The organism is Ktedonobacter sp. SOSP1-52 (genome assembly GCF_016587395.1).
This window is the reverse complement of record NZ_BNJH01000002.1, coordinates 1,696,361-1,713,447: the sequence shown is the minus strand read 5'-3', so window position 1 is coordinate 1,713,447 and position 17,087 is coordinate 1,696,361. Positions and strand designations below refer to the sequence as shown.

16 protein-coding genes and 2 tRNA genes are annotated in these 17,087 nt (G+C 54.6%); 11 read left to right on the top strand and 7 right to left on the bottom strand.

Annotated features, from left to right (window positions below):
• On the bottom strand, positions 1-981 hold the full coding sequence (locus JMJ16_RS22855; protein ID WP_201385283.1) for an ABC transporter ATP-binding protein: 981 nt from the start codon (positions 979-981) through the stop codon (positions 1-3).
• A gap of 489 nt (positions 982-1,470) precedes the next feature.
• Between JMJ16_RS22855 and guaB the strand changes: the two genes are divergently transcribed.
• Both guaB and JMJ16_RS22845 read left to right on the top strand, forming a co-directional pair.
• Positions 1,471-2,973, top strand: a complete 1,503-nt coding sequence (guaB, locus tag JMJ16_RS22850; RefSeq protein ID WP_201385281.1) for an IMP dehydrogenase — start codon at positions 1,471-1,473, stop codon at positions 2,971-2,973.
• A 489-nt stretch (positions 2,974-3,462) separates the two neighbouring features.
• Entirely contained in the window at positions 3,463-3,906 is a 444-nt protein-coding gene (locus tag JMJ16_RS22845; protein ID WP_201385279.1) for a transglycosylase SLT domain-containing protein, read from the top strand.
• Between the two features lie 58 nt (positions 3,907-3,964).
• Here the strand turns inward: JMJ16_RS22845 and JMJ16_RS22840 are convergent, their stop codons facing one another.
• Positions 3,965-4,483: an N-acetylmuramoyl-L-alanine amidase gene (locus JMJ16_RS22840; protein ID WP_201385277.1), complete on the bottom strand. Its 519-nt coding sequence runs from the start codon at positions 4,481-4,483 to the stop codon at positions 3,965-3,967.
• Positions 4,484-4,727: 244 nt separating this feature from the next.
• On the opposite strand from JMJ16_RS22840, the gene JMJ16_RS22835 reads away from it, so the two are divergent.
• The 3 genes from JMJ16_RS22835 (at position 4,728) to JMJ16_RS22825 (ending at position 6,239) form a co-directional block, all read left to right on the top strand.
• Positions 4,728-5,093 (top strand): roadblock/LC7 domain-containing protein, encoded by a 366-nt coding sequence (locus JMJ16_RS22835; protein WP_201369253.1) that lies wholly within the window; start codon positions 4,728-4,730, stop codon positions 5,091-5,093.
• A gap of 61 nt (positions 5,094-5,154) precedes the next feature.
• Positions 5,155-5,649 (top strand): roadblock/LC7 domain-containing protein, encoded by a 495-nt coding sequence (locus JMJ16_RS22830; protein WP_201369252.1) that lies wholly within the window; start codon positions 5,155-5,157, stop codon positions 5,647-5,649.
• Positions 5,650-5,663: 14 nt separating this feature from the next.
• A complete protein-coding gene (locus JMJ16_RS22825; protein ID WP_201369251.1) occupies positions 5,664-6,239 on the top strand; it encodes an ATP/GTP-binding protein in 576 nt (191 codons plus the stop codon).
• A 105-nt stretch (positions 6,240-6,344) separates the two neighbouring features.
• Here the strand turns inward: JMJ16_RS22825 and JMJ16_RS22820 are convergent, their stop codons facing one another.
• The 3 genes from JMJ16_RS22820 to JMJ16_RS22810 all read right to left on the bottom strand — a co-directional run bounded on the left by JMJ16_RS22820 (position 6,345) and on the right by JMJ16_RS22810 (position 8,624).
• On the bottom strand, positions 6,345-7,280 hold the full coding sequence (locus tag JMJ16_RS22820; RefSeq protein WP_201385275.1) for a DMT family transporter: 936 nt from the start codon (positions 7,278-7,280) through the stop codon (positions 6,345-6,347).
• Between the two features lie 221 nt (positions 7,281-7,501).
• The gene (locus tag JMJ16_RS22815) at positions 7,502-7,963 is read right to left on the bottom strand and encodes an HAD family hydrolase (RefSeq protein ID WP_201369249.1); all 462 of its coding nucleotides are present in this window, start codon (positions 7,961-7,963) and stop codon (positions 7,502-7,504) included.
• 145 nt (positions 7,964-8,108) lie between these two features.
• Positions 8,109-8,624 carry a DUF402 domain-containing protein gene (locus tag JMJ16_RS22810; protein ID WP_201385273.1) on the bottom strand — a complete coding sequence of 172 codons (516 nt, stop codon included), beginning with the start codon at positions 8,622-8,624 and terminating at the stop codon, positions 8,109-8,111.
• Positions 8,625-8,883: 259 nt separating this feature from the next.
• On the opposite strand from JMJ16_RS22810, the gene serS reads away from it, so the two are divergent.
• The 4 genes from serS (at position 8,884) to JMJ16_RS22790 (ending at position 13,266) form a co-directional block, all read left to right on the top strand.
• The gene (gene serS, locus JMJ16_RS22805) at positions 8,884-10,146 is read left to right on the top strand and encodes a serine--tRNA ligase (RefSeq protein ID WP_201385271.1); all 1,263 of its coding nucleotides are present in this window, start codon (positions 8,884-8,886) and stop codon (positions 10,144-10,146) included.
• A gap of 109 nt (positions 10,147-10,255) precedes the next feature.
• Positions 10,256-10,339, top strand: a tRNA-Ser gene (locus JMJ16_RS22800).
• A gap of 268 nt (positions 10,340-10,607) precedes the next feature.
• The gene (locus JMJ16_RS22795) at positions 10,608-12,110 is read left to right on the top strand and encodes a DUF4388 domain-containing protein (RefSeq protein WP_201385269.1); all 1,503 of its coding nucleotides are present in this window, start codon (positions 10,608-10,610) and stop codon (positions 12,108-12,110) included.
• Positions 12,111-12,258: 148 nt separating this feature from the next.
• Positions 12,259-13,266 (top strand): sigma-54-dependent Fis family transcriptional regulator, encoded by a 1,008-nt coding sequence (locus JMJ16_RS22790; RefSeq protein ID WP_201385268.1) that lies wholly within the window; start codon positions 12,259-12,261, stop codon positions 13,264-13,266.
• 45 nt (positions 13,267-13,311) lie between these two features.
• On the opposite strand, the gene glp is transcribed toward JMJ16_RS22790, so the two are convergent.
• Together glp and JMJ16_RS22780 are read right to left on the bottom strand one after the other, a co-directional pair.
• Positions 13,312-14,532 (bottom strand): gephyrin-like molybdotransferase Glp, encoded by a 1,221-nt coding sequence (gene glp, locus JMJ16_RS22785; protein ID WP_201385265.1) that lies wholly within the window; start codon positions 14,530-14,532, stop codon positions 13,312-13,314.
• A gap of 84 nt (positions 14,533-14,616) precedes the next feature.
• A tRNA-Glu gene (locus tag JMJ16_RS22780) sits at positions 14,617-14,690 on the bottom strand.
• Between the two features lie 339 nt (positions 14,691-15,029).
• Between JMJ16_RS22780 and JMJ16_RS22775 the strand changes: the two genes are divergently transcribed.
• Positions 15,030-16,022, top strand: coding sequence for a DUF929 family protein (locus tag JMJ16_RS22775; RefSeq protein ID WP_201385263.1), 993 nt, complete (start codon positions 15,030-15,032; stop codon positions 16,020-16,022).
• A gap of 193 nt (positions 16,023-16,215) precedes the next feature.
• Complete coding sequence (locus JMJ16_RS22770) at positions 16,216-17,025, top strand: histidine phosphatase family protein (RefSeq protein WP_201385261.1); 810 nt, start codon at positions 16,216-16,218, stop codon at positions 17,023-17,025.
• Positions 17,026-17,087: the final 62 nt, after the last annotated feature.

Below are 17,087 nucleotides of genomic sequence, written 5' to 3'. Positions count from 1 at the left end.
TTAGTCTCGAACCTCCGATCCAGTGAGGCGCAGGAACAGGTCTTCCAGTGAGCCATGACCCGTGCGCAGTTCGGAGAGGGTGATATGCTGGTCGCGCAGCCAGGTGGTCAGTTCGACGATTAGTTGTGGTACCTCCTGGCCCTCTTTTGTCTCCAGGAGATAGCTGCCAGGGCGGATCTCCTGCGCTTTGCTTGCGGAGGGCAGGGAGCCCAGGCGCGTGCAATCCATGCCAGTCGGGGCGACGAAGCGCACCACATTGGCGTTCTGCACGCCCGTAATGTTGGCAGGCGTATCCAGCTTGATCAGTTCGCCGTGATCGATGATGGCGATGCGGTCGGCCAGGCGCTCGGCCTCATCCATATAGTGTGTTGTCAGCAAGATAGTGACGCCGCTGGCTTTGAGGTCGCGAATGATCTCCCAGGTTGCCAGGCGGGCCTGGGGGTCCATGCCAGCCGTAGGCTCGTCCATAAAGATAAGCTCGGGATTGCCGACCAGGGCCAGGGCCAGGGCCAGGCGGCGCTTCTGACCTCCCGAGAGACGGCGACAGCGTGTCTTCTGCGCGTTTGCCAGTCCCACCAGTTCGAGCAGGTCAGCGACATTGCGTGGTTGCGCAAAGTAGCCGGCAAATAGTTCAAGGACCTCGCGGGCTGTCAGAGCTGGATATAGCCCATCCTGCTGGAGCATCACACCGAGGCGTGGCTTCAGCGCCTGGGCTTCATGTATCGGATCGAGGCCCAGGACGCGAATCGTGCCCGCGTCGGCCTTGCGATAGCCTTCTAAGGTCTCAACCGTGGTGGTTTTCCCGGCACCGTTTGGTCCCAGCAGGGCAAAGACCTCGCCCTGGTGGACGCTAAAGCTCAGGCCCTTGATGACCTCGTTAGAGCCATAGCGTTTCTTAAAACTCTCAACGACAATGGCCTCATTCCCGGTGGAGGGGCTGCCTGAGACCTTTTGACTCGTCGTCTGCGCTCGTGCAGACATACTCTTGCTCCTTGTTAATAGAAATGGAAGAATACTGCGTTTGTTCTGCCTCATACCTTACCGCAGTTCTCATTTACTGACAAGAGTAAACTTTCGTGCCCGCGGCGCCTCTGGGTAGGAAGGATGGACATGTGGCGCGGGCAATGCCCGCGCCACATGTCCATCCTTCCTACCCAGAGGTGAGCTTGCGAGCCGAGATCTAAGGGCAAAGATATAGCAAGATTGTGCCGATTAGGAGAGATATATCCCTGGATGTGGAGTGGTAGGCGTCATATTTACGGCGTGATGAGAAGATTGGGTAGATAAAATTTGACGTCGCCCAATCTCAAGTGTTACACTAATCGGAATATTCGATGAACTTTGTCCTGTGCATCTTGAGATGTGTAGGTTGTTTTAGGGTAAATGATCTGCGTACAGCCTCCGTGTGAGGCATGTCCAGCATGCGTTGTTGACGTGTGCTGGCCTTTTTTTAAGGAGGATATTACCGTTATGTCTTCGGAGCACTTGTCCGGTGCGTTTGCTGATAAGTTCGCCAAAGAAGGTCTTACCTTTGACGATGTTCTTATTATCCCCGCTGCTTCCTCTGTTCTCCCTAGTGGAGTCTCGACACAGACGCGTTTCTCGCGTAATATCACCATTAACATTCCTATTGTTAGCGCGGCCATGGATACCGTAACCGAGGCTCGCCTGGCTATCGCCCTGGCCCGTGAGGGTGGTATTGGTGTGGTTCACCGTAACCTCTCGATTGAGAGCCAGGCGGCTGAAGTCGATAAGGTCAAGCGTTCAGAGTCGGGTATGATCACCGACCCCATTACCCTGTCCCCCGAGGCTCCCCTGCGCGAGGCGCTGGATGTGATGGCACATTTCCATATCTCTGGTATCCCCATTACTGAGGAAGGGAAACTGGTTGGTATTCTCACCAACCGTGACATGCGCTTTGAAACCAATGTTGGGCGCCCAATCTCTGAGCTGATGACGCGCGAGAACCTGATCACCGTTGCCGTTGGTACCACCCTGGAGCAGGCGCGCGAAATCCTGCATCGCTACAAGGTCGAGAAGCTGCCCGTGGTCGATGATCACAATATGCTTAAGGGTCTCATCACGATGAAGGACATCCAGAAGAAGACCATGTTCCCCAATGCTACCAAAGACCGCTTTGGTCGTCTGCGCGTGGCCGCGGGTATCGGTGTGGGTGCCGACTCGGAGCAGCGCTGTGGTGCCCTGGTGGAAGAGGGCGTGGACGTGATCGTGATTGATACCGCACACGCGCATTCGCATATGGTCATCGAGGGCGTAGCGCGTATTAAAGAGCTTTTCGGCAAGAAGGTAGATGTGGTTGCCGGTAACGTAGTTACCGCCGAAGCCACACAGGCCCTGATCGAGGCTGGCGTTGACGCCGTCAAGGTTGGCGTCGGTCCTGGCTCCATCTGCACCACGCGTGTCATCGCTGGCGTGGGTATGCCCCAGGTCTCAGCCGTCTTTGATTGCGCTCAGGTCGCGCGCAAGTACAATGTGCCTGTGATCGCTGATGGCGGTATCCAGTACTCTGGTGATATCGCTAAAGCCATCGCTGCTGGCGCCGATACCGTTATGATGGGTAGCTTACTGGCAGGCGTGGACGAGAGCCCAGGCGAACTAATCATCTCGCATGGCGAGCGCTTCAAGGACTATCGCGGCATGGGTTCCGTGGCCGCTATGAAGCAGCGCAGTTATAGCAAGGATCGCTACTTCCAGGAGGGTCGCGAGGAAGGCCAGGTAATCGCGGAAGGTATTGAGGCACGTGTTCCCTATAAGGGCATGCTCAGCCCCTTCGTCTACCAGATGGTTGGTGGTCTGCGCCAATCCATGGGCTATGCAGGCGCGGCGACGATCCAGGAGATGCAGGAGAAGACGCGCTTCGTGCGTATCACCAGCGCGGGCCTGCGTGAGAGCCATCCCCACGACGTCATGATTACCAAGGAAGCACCCAACTACGGCAGCAAAGGCCGCTAAGTTTTTTTAATGAGAAGAGGGTTGCCTGGCGGCCACTGGCCGCCAGGCAACCCTCTTCTCATTACCTATAGTACTACCAAAGTGCTGGACAAATTCTTGAGAAAAATTGCTGCTTTTAACGTTATAAATATTTATAACCCCGTAGGGTTCCGCTGTTGATGCTATTTAAGGCAATATAAGTTAGAAAATACCTGTTTAATATAGTAGTTAGGTAGCCCGGGGGTACTATGTTTTCTCAAGTATACAGAATTTTGGCCGTATATCTTTAGTGTCAAGACGCGGTGATGAAATACATAGTAGTCACCAATAACTTTCCCAAGAAAAACTACAATCACAGATTTGTTATAACAATTTCTCGGAATGCAAGATTAAGGCTTCCGAGACAGTAAGATCTTATTCCGAAACCCAACATCACTCGCGTGACTAACGCTTCCCCTATTCGGGGACAAGCACGCTTAGGTTTTCGGAGAAGAAGTAAAAGGAGTATTCGTGAAAGAGCATACTATCCAGACATCCAAACAGCCTAAGAACATGAAGAGCTTTCTGCTGAAGCTTGGAATGGCAACACTGTTTGGTGTTATGATGATGACCGCCATGCTTGGTTTGGGTGCGCGGACAGCCTCTGCTAAAGTCCATACTGCTAACGCCAATGCGGACGTCGTTTCGATGATTCGCCAGGTCTTTGGTCCTCACGCCAACCAGGCGATCAACATCGCCCGTTGTGAGTCGCACTTTAATCCGAACGCGACCAACTCGCAGGCGATTGGCAATAGCCACGCGGCAGGTGTCTTCCAGATCCTCTACCCAAGCACCTGGAATGGGACGCCTATGGCCGGTAGCTCACCTTATGATGCCTATGCTAACATCAAGGCCGCTTACCACATCTTCCAGCGCGATGGCTACAGCTGGTACGAGTGGCAGTGCCAGCCCTAATCAAAAATAAGTAAAAAGCAGAAAAAAGGCTCCTCTCGAGGAGCCTTTTTTCTGCTTTTTATTGGGCAAGATAGGCGAAGAGTTCTTCCCAGGGGTAGGGGCCGGGACAGAAATGGCGCCCAACAGGGTCCATGGAGTAGTGACCGGTAATGCCACCGGTGGCATCGGCGCGCCGCCTGGGAATTTCGTGGCGTTCGCAGATGCTTTTGACCAGGCGGAAGCTGACCTCGGTCTGGATGGCGGTCAGTGCATCTGAGTTGTCACGACTGGGCTTCACGTGCTCGATCGAGATAGTGACATAGTTGGGGTTGAGGCCCTTGCTCCACCAGGGATCATGCCCCTCGCTCACATAGCCATTGCCCCAGGCCGCGTCATGTTCGCGCACGGACTGCACGATCACACCATCGCGCCCAATGGTGTAGTGCGTACTGACATCGGTGCGTTGAAAGAATTCCCCAACCTCCTGCGCGCTGTTAAAGCCAGCCGTGCCGTGGATAATCAGCCAGCGCACACTATGCTTTTCACGTCCGGGGAAATAATTATTGGAGGGTAGCCAGAGGACTCCTGGTTCATCCATGAATATGCTCCTGCCTATTGTTAGAAGTCTCGACGCTTCTATGGGACGCCTTTGGGTATACATATACCACATAGCCGCCCGGTGGTGTAGCCATTATAGCTAGCCTAACAATAAAGAATGCCTAATTATAGATTAGCCAAGATGTCCCAGCCAATTGCGTCCCGTTCCTCTATAGAATAGAATAACTAGGGTCATACCCTGACACCACACACGCTCAAAAACCTGCCGGCCGCGGAGGAGAGAAATGGTTGATTTAAAACAGACACTAAGCCGTTTTCTGGCTATTCCTGGAGTGCGTCTCGCGATTCTTGTAGGACGAGACGGCCTCTTGATCGAAGGCATGACACGTGATGGCAAGGATAATATGGAAGCTGTCGGAGCCATCATGACGACGGCTTTGAGCACCGCCGAAGCCCTGGGGCAGGAGATTTCGCGTGGTGGGGTAGTTGGGGTTGTGATGGAATATGAACAAGGCCTGGTCAGCATTGATCCCCTGGGCGATTTCGCCCTGATGGTGACCCTTTTTGATAATGCCTCAAATCTTGGGCGCGTACGTCATCTAGTCCGAACGAGTCGCAATGAAGTGCTTGAGGCTCTTGATATTGCGTAATTTAGGTAGAAGATATGGTCAATAACATCTGTTTGGCGTGTATATGGAGGGCGGCGCGTTCATGGAACAACTGACAAACCTGGTCATTTCTGATCGCGAACTCGTGACGATTACGGCTTTGCTGACAAAATTGATGAACGATACCAATGCAACTTCTACGATGCTGATCGATAAGAGTGGGCAGGTGGTAGCGGTTCAGGGTTCTGAGTCGCGCAGTAAGGCTACGACCCTTGGTGCCTTGCTGGCGGGCGTCTTCTCGTCTTCGCGTGAGGTGGCAAGGCTGCTCAATGAGAAGGATTTCCGCAGCATTTTCCAGCAAGGAGTCCAGGAAAATATCTTCACGTCTATGGTTGAGGAGCAGTGGCTCCTGGTAATTATTTTTGATAAACTAACGCATATTGGCCTGGTAAAAGTGCTCTCCAAAAAAGCTGCTGACGAATTAGGGCGTATTCTCGAACGCGTGCGTAGCGATACTTCACGCACCAAGTCGTCAGTCATCAATTTGCAGTTCCGCTCGTCTGTTGAAGATACCATTGATCTGCTCTTCCGCGATTAAGGGGCCTGGCTTACATGGCGTTTATAAATATTGCGACCCGCGAGATCCATTGTAAGATTGTTTACTATGGCATCGGCTACTGCGGGAAGACAACCAATTTGCAGTACGTTCACAAGAGTATTAATCCCCAGGTGCGTGGGGATCTGCTCTCGATTAAGACCGATACCGAACGTACGCTTTTCTTTGACTTTCTTCCTCTGGAACTAGGTCAAATCCAAAACTTTCGCACGCGCTTCTATCTCTACACAGTTCCAGGCCAGATCCTCTATGAGCGCACCCGTCTGGCTGTTTTAAATGGCGCGGACGGCATCGTCTTTGTCGTCGATTCTCAGGCGGAGAAGTTTGAGGAGAATGTGCAGAGCATTGCCGAGCTTGAGATGAATATGCGCCGCCTGGGCAAGGATTTAGGGAACTTTCCCTTTATCATGCAGTGGAATAAACGTGACCTCCCCAATGCACTGCCAGTGCCGGTGCTCGACCGCTATTTGAATCGGCGGCGGGTTCCCTCCTTTGAGGCTGTGGCGTCCTCCGGCAAGGGCGTCTTCGCGTCCCTGCGTGCTATCAGCAAGAGTGTCATGACCCAACTTTAAACTGCCCTTTTTTTTACTCCTCTTCTTGTGTACTTAAGAAAAGAGAAGCGTATGGCGAGTTGTGTGGGCGTTCGCCCACACAACTCGCCATACGCTTCTCTTTTCTTAAAATATGACGCTGATGATGCCAAGGAGGGTGATGATGATGCCGATGACGGCGGACCAGGAGGGGATTTCGTGGAAGAAGATGATGCCGAGAATGATGCCGATAGTGACCTCCTGGGTGGCAATGAGATTGGCGTAGGTGGCGTGGACGTAGCGAATGGCAGCGTTGTAGAGGGTATGGCCCAGACCTAGAGGAAAGACGCCTAGCGCGACGACTGAGGAGATGGCGAGCGGGCTGTAACCGTGCTGGAAGGCCAGGTAAGCCCCGATAGGTAGGAGCCAGAGGGCCGCGAAGCCGTACACGTTTGTGGTGTAGCGGAACAGGGGGTGCGCGTCACGAACGCTGCGCCCGGCGATGGAGTAGATGCCAAAGCAGAGCGCCGAGAGAATGGCGAGTCCATCCCCCAGGATCATGCACCTGCCTCCATTGAGGTTACACGTCGTATAGTTTGGCTCAAAGCCGGCCAGGATAGCTACGCCCAGAACGGCGACGCCAATGCCCACATATTTTCGCTTAGGTAGCGGCTCCTTTAAAAAGATGACTGAGAAGAGGGTCACAAAAATAGGCGAGGTATAGGTGAGGGCCAGGGAATGGGCGATGGTGGTGAAGCTGAGCGATGAAATATAGAAAACAAAGTGGAGCGCCGTCACCAGGCCGTAAAAGGCGAAGTTACGAATCTCGCCTCGAGCGATGCGTAGGGGCTGGTGCGTGATGAGGCCCATGAGCGCGACCAGCAGCGTCGCGATAGCCAGGCGCCAGAAGGCGATCTCAAGCGAGGAAAAGGGCGCGGCCCAGCGGACAAAGACCGGGTTGGAGCCAAAGAAGATGACTGCGATACAGACAAAGAGGAGACCACGCCGGGCTAGCTCTGGTGAGGTCCCTGGTGTTGTTGAAGTGCCGCTGGCTTCTGGTGAGGCGCTGAAGCGAGTTTTCATCAGTCATAGTATCCTGTCAAACTGAAAAAGCTGATTTTAGTTAATATTATGTTAATGTTATGAGCGCGTTTTTGGCTTGACCTCTCGCGCCTGCGGCGCTCGACTGGGTAAAATGGTGTAGTGGGTACTGGCGGCCTGAGGCCGCCAGTACCCACTACACCATTTTACCCGAAAGAACTTTGCACTTAAGGTTGGTTAAAGTATGAAATAAGCTGTACGTTTTAGCCGCGTAGAGTTGCGATCAGGCGTTTAGGCTTGAGTAGGAGATCGATGGCGTCAAGGGGGTTGCCCACTACGACGTCAGCGGCCTGCAGCGCACGGATGGAAACGCCCTCGGTGGTCATGACCGCGATGCCGAGTCCAGCCAGGCGAAGCATGGTCGTGTCGTTGGCGCCATTGCCGATGGCGATAACCTTGGAGGGGCCAAGATCGCGGACATAGCGTAGTTTCTCCTCGCTACGATGCGTGACATGGATAGGAAAGCCCAGGTCGCGCTCCAGTTCTTGTAGGTGATCGTGGGTTCCCGCGGTAACAAGGTGGATGGTCAGATGCTCCGAAAGCTCTTCAAGGCGTTCCGCGACGCCTGCGATGGCAATGCCATCAACTGCCAGCGTTCCATTGATGTCAATGACTGCGTGCTGGAGTTCAATGGTCTCGCGCTCAGGAATGTCAAGTTTTAACATAATGATCCTATCATTTGTAAGAAAGGGGAGACTCAAGTAAGTTCCCTACAAACGAACAACCGTACAATTGACGTACTTCGCACTATAGCCGGTGGGGCAGCCCCATTATCTGGATCATCAAGGATCGATATTGTTGCTACGCTGGTTAGTCACCTGGATTGCCCAGGATGGTAAAAGGCTCCTGGCGCGTGTGTAGTAGATGCAGCAACATTTTAAGACCTTCCCTGGCACCCTGGCGCTGGTCCTCGCTCAGGTCGCTAGCCTGGTTGAATTCATCTTCATCCAGAATGAGTGTTGCTCCTGTTGTGCTAATCCATACGTCTAAAAATAAATCGACTTGCTGGATAGAGGTGTTACTGATGATGGCTGGTTCGGCTATATTGCAGTACCAGCCTTTGGGTCTGCCATCTGCGTGAAAGATGGCGAAGATGTTGAACCAGTGATCGGTGTAGTAGTACTCCAGAAAGCGATCGCCTGGCTCGAAGCGTGCATAACCCAGGTCACGCGCTGGGAGCGTCCAGTATGCCTCAATTTTGGCTCCATTGGGGAAGTGTGCTACGACCTCGCCTTCATAGCGAATAGCTACCTGTCCTTGAGGAGTTAGTTTCATGATAGTGATCATGTCGTTTTCTGCTTCCCTGGTTGCCTGGTCTGCTGACAAGATTTCCTCTCTCCACGTGCCGCCCTGGTCCCTGCTGTATAAACTCATCCACATGCATCTCAACATATCATGCGTTGTCTCTTTGCTTGACCTTTGTAAGTGTATCGCAAATTCCCTCTATTGTGCAATGGTTTCCTGACTGATGAGAGAAAAGTCTGCTTTGGGCGCGAAGGATAGAGGATGTGGTGACGAGAAGTCCCGAGACGATGCATTACGTTATGGCTCTTTGTGCCCCTTTTTATGCTATACTGTAGTTGTTATGATGAGTTTGGATTTTATTTGTCAACATCCACAGGTGGTTCGCGAGGCCTTGGAGAGGCGGCGCGAGTCCTACAATATTGATGAAATTCTACGCCTGGCTGAGCAGCGTCGGGGGCTGATCACGCGCACGGATGGTCTCTATGCGGCCTTGAAGGGCGTGCGTGAGGAGGTGCGCAATACATCAGGAGAGAAGCGTGCTGGTCTCAATAAGCAGATCAAGGCGATTATGCAGGAGATACGGCAGCTTGAATTGCAGGTGAGCGACGCCGATACCCGGTTGCGCCTGCTGATACAAACCCTGCCTAACCTCCCTCAACGGGACGTGCGCGATGATACCGATGTCGAGCTGCGGCGCTGGGGGGAGAGCGCCGCTTTTCAATTTCAGCCGCTTGCACATTGGGAGCTGGGCGAGCGCCTGGAAATTCTCGATCCCACCAGTGCCGCGCAGGTGGCGGGCAGCCGTTTTATGACCTTGCGTGGCTATGGCGCGCGGTTGGAGCGTGCTCTGCTCTCATTTATGCTGGATCTACATACGCGCGAAGCTGAGTATACAGAGATTATTCCCCCCTTCCTCGCCAAACGTTCGGTGATGCTGGGCGCCGGTCAACTGCCTAAGTTTGAGGAGCAGGCGTATGCCTGTACGATGGATGAACTCTACCTCAATCCAACGGCTGAAGTGGCCCTGGTGGGGATGCATACCGATAGCATTCTGATGCGTGAGGAACTGCCTCTGCGCTACGCTGCCTGGACAACGGCTTTTCGCCGCGAGGCGGGCTCGGCCTCCCGTTACCAGCGGGGACTGTTGCGCCTGCATCAGTTTAACAAGGTCGAGCTATTTCAGTTCACTACGCCTGAGCAATCCTACAGCGCGCATGAGCAGATGTTGCTGCACGCGGAACAGGTGCTGCGTTTATTAGAGCTCCCATACCGCGTGGTCGAGCTTTGTGCTCCTAACCTGCCCTTCTCCGCGTCGCGCTCCTTTGACCTGGAGGTCTGGCTCCCCAGCCTGCAAGATTATATCGAGGTCTCTTCAATCAGCAATTGCGAGAGTTTTCAGGCGATACGCGCCAACATCAAGTATCGGCCCCAGAACGGCACGCGGGCCGAGTATGTGCATACGCTCAACGGCTCGGGATTGGCGGTGGGGCGCACCATGGCAGCGATCCTTGAGCTGAACCAGCAGGCCGATGGCTCCGTGGTTATCCCTAAAGTACTACGTCCATACATGGGAACCGCCTTGATGGGGCCGGTGAAGCGCTAGATGGACCCGAGCGCGGGCGTAATCTAGCGCCACCAGTAGGCCTTGTCCAATGGTACTACTCGGGCTTGCCCTCTTTTCATTTGGAGAATGTTGTGGTATAGTATGTCTCGGAAGGATGGCAGAGTGGTCTATTGCGGCTGTCTTGAAAACAGCTGGGTGATGAGCCCCGGGGGTTCGAATCCCTCTCCTTCCGCTTTTTCTTTTTAGGGACCTGCAATGCGATTTTCTTCTTTACTCTTGTCCTATTTTGCGGAGGAAGAATGGCTGGAAGGTCTCTTTTTTTTATCCTGTTGCGTATTCTGTAGAGATGGGCAATTAGGTACTTAAAAAGGTGTATTAGTCTCTGGCGCGACGCCGGTATGTGAAGCCAGGTAGGAAGATGTATACATTAGGGAGGATGGTCATAGAGACGGCTTGGCGCGGCGCTTGAGTAAATTTTCTGGACGGACGGTGAATTTACGGTGTCACTTATAGGTACGTTAAGTCAATTCAATCTGTCTAGTGTTCTCCAGCGCATAGAAGCGTATGCGAAAACTGGATTGCTTACAGTCAAACAAGGGCCACACTTGATTGAACTCTATTTTCGCGACGGACGATTGATGTGTATCGGTCCAGTTCGTACAAATGTGACCCTGGGCGAGCGTTTGCTGCAGGATGGTGTCATTACATCCCAGATGCTGCGCGAGGCGCTGCAAGCCATTGGTTCGGCTGAGCCAAGTGAGACGCGCATAGCTCTGACACTGATGGACCGCCATGCCCTGGGCCAGGAGGCCCTGCGCTCCTGGGCAAATCGCAACGCGCTGGATGTGCTTAATGTGCTGATGCTCTGGCCGGAGGGTGAGGTCCATTTTAATGAGGGTGTACTGCCAGGGGCTGAGCGCTTGCTTATCGCTGTCTCCGTATCACAACTCCTGGCCTCGATGCCGCCTGCGCCTGTTCCACCTACGCCTGTGCTGCCAGTGCAGCAGACGCCCGCGCCGCAGGCCACACCTCCCGGACTTCCACGGGTGCAGACGACTCCCGTGCTTTCAACGGAGGAGGCGGATAGAGCACAGTCCTGGAATACTGCGCTACCTCGTACGGCGACCCCTCCTGGTATTCCTACACCTCAGCAGGCGACCACTCCTCGGGTTCCCCCCGCTGCTCCACCTGTACAGCTTAGCCCGGCGCCTGTAAAGAAGCCGGAGGAAGTCAAAGAAGCCCCGGCCAAGATTAACGCGGCCTCTCTCTTTGATGTGAGCGCGGTTCCCACATCGCTACCTTCGACGGAGGCCCTTGCTCCGGTTGCTCAGAGTGTTGAGATGAACCCCATGGGTGGAGCATCGCTCAGTGGCATGTTGCAGAATAGCTCGGCTGCTGCTCCTCTGCGCCCGGAGCCAGTGATGAATCCTGTTCCTCCGCCACGCATGGATACCTCGTTTATGCGCCCGGATATGGTGCTCATTCCCGCCGATCTTTCATCGTTTCGCGCGCAGAATCCCCAGTTTCAAATGACGCCCGAGCAGTGGCGCTTGCTTACCCGCGTGGATGGGAAGACGGCCTTACAGACGGCATGCCAGGATCTAGCCATGACGCCCGACATGCTGTGCCAGGTGGCGGGCGAGTTGATGGCGATGGGGTTGATTCACGTGGCTCCGATCTCGGTGCTCAATAACGCGGAAGAAATGTTTGCCCCCACACACGAGGCGTCGCCCGCTCCGGCTGACCCCATGCAGGGAGGCTATATGGCTCCCGGCTATGCCGCGACGACCGCCTCTCCCTGGTCGCCCGCAATGCCTTCGATGCCTGATCCCATGCAAGGAGGCTCACCCTTCTCTTCGGGATTGCCTTTTGAGACTGAGTCGCAGTGGGGCAATGGTGGGAATGGCGCGACCTTTGTCCCGGGTCAGGGCTGGATCGCCTCGAATGGACAGCCCTCGCAGCCATTGAATACAACTGGTACGCTGGCAAGCGGGATTTATTAGATAGGTAGTGCAGTAGCCGCGTACGCCAGTAGCGGGCCGCCGCTACTGGCGTACGCGGCTACTGGTGGGTTTGAATATCGGTTTTGTGGATAGTGTGTTGTTTGTTGGGTTGAGAAGGGTATGTGTTGTGAAGGGACGTGTTATTTCGATGAACCGTAAGGCGTCTGAGTCTCCTGACGCCGAGGAACGCCTGTCGCGCTTGATGGTTGGGCAGAGTCCGGCTATGAGCGAGGTAATGACCATGATCCGGCAGGTGGCGCAATATCCAACCACGACTGTGCTTTTGCAGGGCGAGAGCGGCACGGGTAAAGATGTCGTAGCACACGCCATTCACGCCTTAAGCAGTCGTTCAACCTACCCCTTTGTTGATATTAACTGTGCTGCCATTCCCGAGACACTGTTGGAGACGGAGCTTTTTGGCGTTGAGGCGGGTGCCTATACCGATGCTAAAGCCTCACGTGAGGGCTACCTGCTTCGCGCGGATGGTGGCACGCTCTTCCTCGATGAAGTCGGGTCTATGCCCCTGGTGCTCCAGGCAAAACTACTGCGCTTTCTGGAGACGCGTAGCTTCAGGCGTGTGGGCAGTACCAAGGAGATGCATGTCGACCTGCGTGTGATCTCGGCCACCAATGTTGATTTGGAAGCCGCCGTTGCGAGCAGGGCGTTCCGCGATGATCTCTTCTATCGCTTGAAGGTGATTACCATTTATCTCCCCCCACTCCGCGAGCGCCTGGAGGATATCGAGCCACTGGTTGACTACTTTATACAGAGCTACAATAATGGCTCCGAAATCCCTTTACGCATCCATCCCGACGCCATGGCCCTCTTGATGCGCTATCACTGGCCGGGCAATGTCCGCGAGCTACGCAGCGTTATCCAGCGCGGGCAGATCCTCTGCGAGGATGGAGAGATTCGCCCCGAGGATTTACCCGAGAGTGTACGTTACGTGGAGAAGAGCGACCAGCAACGCCTACGAGAACTCCAGGCTCAGATGCATCTCCCCATCGAAGGCCTCGATCTACGTGCTTACCTGGCGGGCATCGAGCAGATATTTGTACGAGAGGCCCTGGAGCGCTACCAGGGCAACCAGGTGCGCGCGGCGGCCTTGTTGCGCCTCTCGCGCGACCAGTTGCGCTATCGCCTGCCCAAGGAGTAATTTGCGGTCTGGGGAGCAATATGGCGTGATTGTGTGCTTACCTCCCTAATCTTCGGGCCAGTAGAGCATAATAGCCTGGATATGCTCGCCTGCCTTGACCGTGGCTCCTCCCTCGGGAATGACCAGGAGGGCGTTGGCTTGCAGGAGCGAGGTCATGATATTGGAACCCTGGTTCCCCGTTGGGCGGGCGATAAATTTGCCTGCGTGTTGTGTGATGTGTGCGCGCACATAGTGGCGGCGCATGGCACGCTCCTGGATATCCTGTTCGACGATGACCTCTATCTGCTGGCGTTGTAAACGCGTATGCCCCTGCAATTTACGTATGACCGGACGCCCAAAGAGCTCAAAGGTGACGGCGCTGGAGACCGGGTTGCCAGGCAGGCCTAGCAGGGGGACGCCAGAAATTTTGCCAAAGGCAACGGGCTTGCCGGGCTTCATATTAATGCGCCAGAAGTTGATGGCTCCCTGCTCATGCATGATGTCTTTGACGAGGTCGAAATCGCCAACGGAGACGCCGCCAGAGGTGAGGATCAGGTCGGCATGAACGGCCTGGCTGAACTTCTCGCGCAGGCTCTCGGTAGTATCGCGGGCCACGCCCAGGCGCTGGGGAATACCACCCGCCTGGCGAACGGCGGCTTCCAGCAGGTAACTGTTGCTATTGCGAATCTGGCCCGGTTGCAGTTCGGCGTCGATATCTACGACCTCGTCGCCCGTGCCCAGGATCGCCACACGTGGTCTACGCACCACTTGCACCTGAGCGTAGCCTAGCGTGGCCAGAATGCCAATCTCCCAGGCGCCAATCTCCTGCCCACGCGTTAAAATCGTTTGCCCGCTGCGCATGTCCTCGCCTGCGGGACGAATATTATTGCCGGGTGGAACCTCTTGCAGAATCTCAACCCACTTGCTCTGGGGGCCATCGGAGTTAGTCAATTCTACCTGAATAACGGTGTCGGCACCAGCCGGGACGGGAGCGCCAGTCATGATGCGCATCGCTGTACCAGCCTCGACGCGTGTTTGCGCAACATAGCCAGCGGCCACACCACCGATGACGCGCAGGCGTGGTGGATGTCCCCCCTGCGGCTTGCTATCCTGGCTGAGGAGCGCGAAGCCATCCATGGCGGAGTTATCGAAAGGAGGCATATCTTCGTGCGCGACAATATCTTGAGCCAGGACAGAACCGAGGGCCTGGTCAAGAGGAAGCGAGACGCTTTCGAGCGGGCGAATCTCCGCCAGGATGCGGGAAAGGGCTTCTTCAACGCTAAGCATGGCTTTTTTCTCCTACCAAAACAAAAAAGGAGAAGCCTGACACGCCGAAATAAACAAGCGATGCCAGGCTTCTCTACAAAATAGTACCTCGTACGGGATTCGAACCCGTGATCTCCACCTTGAAAGGGTGGCATCCTAGGCCGCTAGACGAACGAGGCGGGCTTTGTGTCGCCGGTGATTTCTCATGCCGACGTCTAGGATTGTACCCTAGTACTCGTGATTTGTCAAGCGTTTCGCGGTAGTCATAGCTGATTTGGCCAAAAGTAGTTTGGCGCTTGTGTCTTTCGAGGCGAAGTATACTAGTCACGGATAGTGTAGCATGGCCCTTGTGCATGTCAGCCATATTTGTCTTCCCTTGCGCCTGCGGCGCTCAGGGTTAGGGGGGAGGTGGAAAAGCTGGAAATATAAGCAGACAGCTATACGCAGGTCGGAGCAGGTGTGTTACAATACGACGCGAATTGATTTACGAATGTATTTAGAGGGGTCAGAGAAAACGCATGGCAAATCCGAAACAACGCGATTCGGCGGCTCAGCGTCGCGAGCAGGCACGCAGGCAGCGCGATCAGCGCCTCAATACAAATCAGAATGGACGTTACCGTGGGCGAGGTAGAGGGAAAAAACTCAGTGAAGCCTGGCTGCTGGTTGGTGGCATCGTTTTGATGGTCGCCATCGTCGTGGGTATTTTTGTCTGGGCCGCAAATCAACAGACCGGCAGCGCGACCAAGGGGAACGTGGATATTCAGAAGGCCCTCACCACTATCAGTCCCCAGACCTTTAAGAAGGTGGGCGCGGGAAGCGCAAAGACCCTCTTCAAGCCTCTTCCTTCCAATGCTGATATCCCTAAGGGACCAAATGGTAGGCCGCAGGTGCTCTATATCGGTGCCGACTGGTGTCCCTACTGCGCAGCGCAACGCTGGGCTATCATTGCCTCGCTGAGCCGCTTTGGTACTTTCAGTAAGCTGGATACGATAGCCTCTGCTGAGCAGAACATCGTCACATTCTCATTCCACGGTGCGAAGTATACCAGCCAGTATATTGATTTTGTCCCGGTCGAGACCGAGGATAACACGGGCAAGGCGCTCGATACGCCTACAACGGAGCAGCGCAAACTGGTGGATATCTACGATGCTCCACCCTATGTGGGGGCTAACGAGAAGGGCTCGATTCCCTTCCTGCTTGTGGATAAGGTCGCGATCTCTTCGGGATCATTTTATCCTCCACAGCAGTTGTTGAATCTCTCCTACCAGGATGTCGCTAATGACCTGAAGGATCCCAATTCGGATGTCAGCAAGAGCATAATTGGGGCCGCGAACTACCTCACAACCGCCATTTGTCGCGCCACCAATAATCAACCTGCCGATGTGTGTACGCAGGAGCCGATTCCTACATTGGACAAATCGCTCTTCACTAAGGCGTCCAACGGTTCAGGCCCGGCGCTGGCGTTGAATGGTGTGCAACTGGCCCTGCCGGAGCGCCGCCGCTATGCATAGAGTATATAAGTATATGGGTAAAGGGCCTGGTGGCAGGTTGGCGAAGCCAGCCTGCCACCAGGCCCTTTACCCATATAATTTGCGTCGTTTCTCTTTGTACTGATACAATACAGTACAAATATGTGCTCTTGAGTGGTAGGTGCGTCGTTATGGCGACAGGCAAGATTGTATTGATAGGCAGGGGAGATGTGCTGTGCTTCAGGTATTGTGGCTTATGCTCAAGGTGCAGATCTGCTTTCTCCACTGGCGCTGGCGACTGTGGCGACGTATGCATTGTATGAAGGAAGAAAGTACACAGGATTCTATGAAACGAACACTGCTCATAGTTCGTCATGGGCAAACGACCTGGAATACGGAGCACCGCCTGCCGGGCCTCTTGCCAGGCGTGGCGCTCAATGAAACTGGTCGTAAGCAGGCGGCCCGCCTGGCGGAGGCTCTCTCCGTGATGCCCATTAGTGCGATTATTAGTAGCCCCCTGGAGAGGGCTAGAGATACAGCGGCCTATCTTGCCCAGGGACGTGATATTCCTGTTCAGATTGAGTCGGACTTGGTGGATACTGATGTGGGTCCCTGGGCGGGGCGTGTCATTAGCGAGCTTTCAAAAGAGGACTCGGCCTGGCAGGCGTATGTGAAGGATCCCACCACCGCGCCCGAGGGCGTCGAGACCTTTCCCCATGTGCAGCAACGCGTGGTGGCTGCCATCGAGCGCTGGCTGGCCCAGGACAACCTTGGCACTCATCCCGTTTTTGTGGCCCATGCCGATGTGATCAAGCTCTTACTTGCTTATTATATGGGACTGGAGACACGGCGCGCTGGCTCACTGCATATTGATAATGCCTCTGTCAGCTTAATTGAGCTTGATAAAGATCAACCTCCTCATGTGGTGGCGATGGGTTGGAACCCTCAGCCAGGCTGGTTGAAGCCCCCTGCTCCGCCTGCGCCAGCTACGCTGGAATCTACGCCGTCTAATCATGCGCAAGAGGTTGGCGAACAAAAGACCTGATCGCTTGTGAAGAGAACGTAATATTGTGTGTCGTTTGTCGCCTGGCGCTATTGAGAACGTAC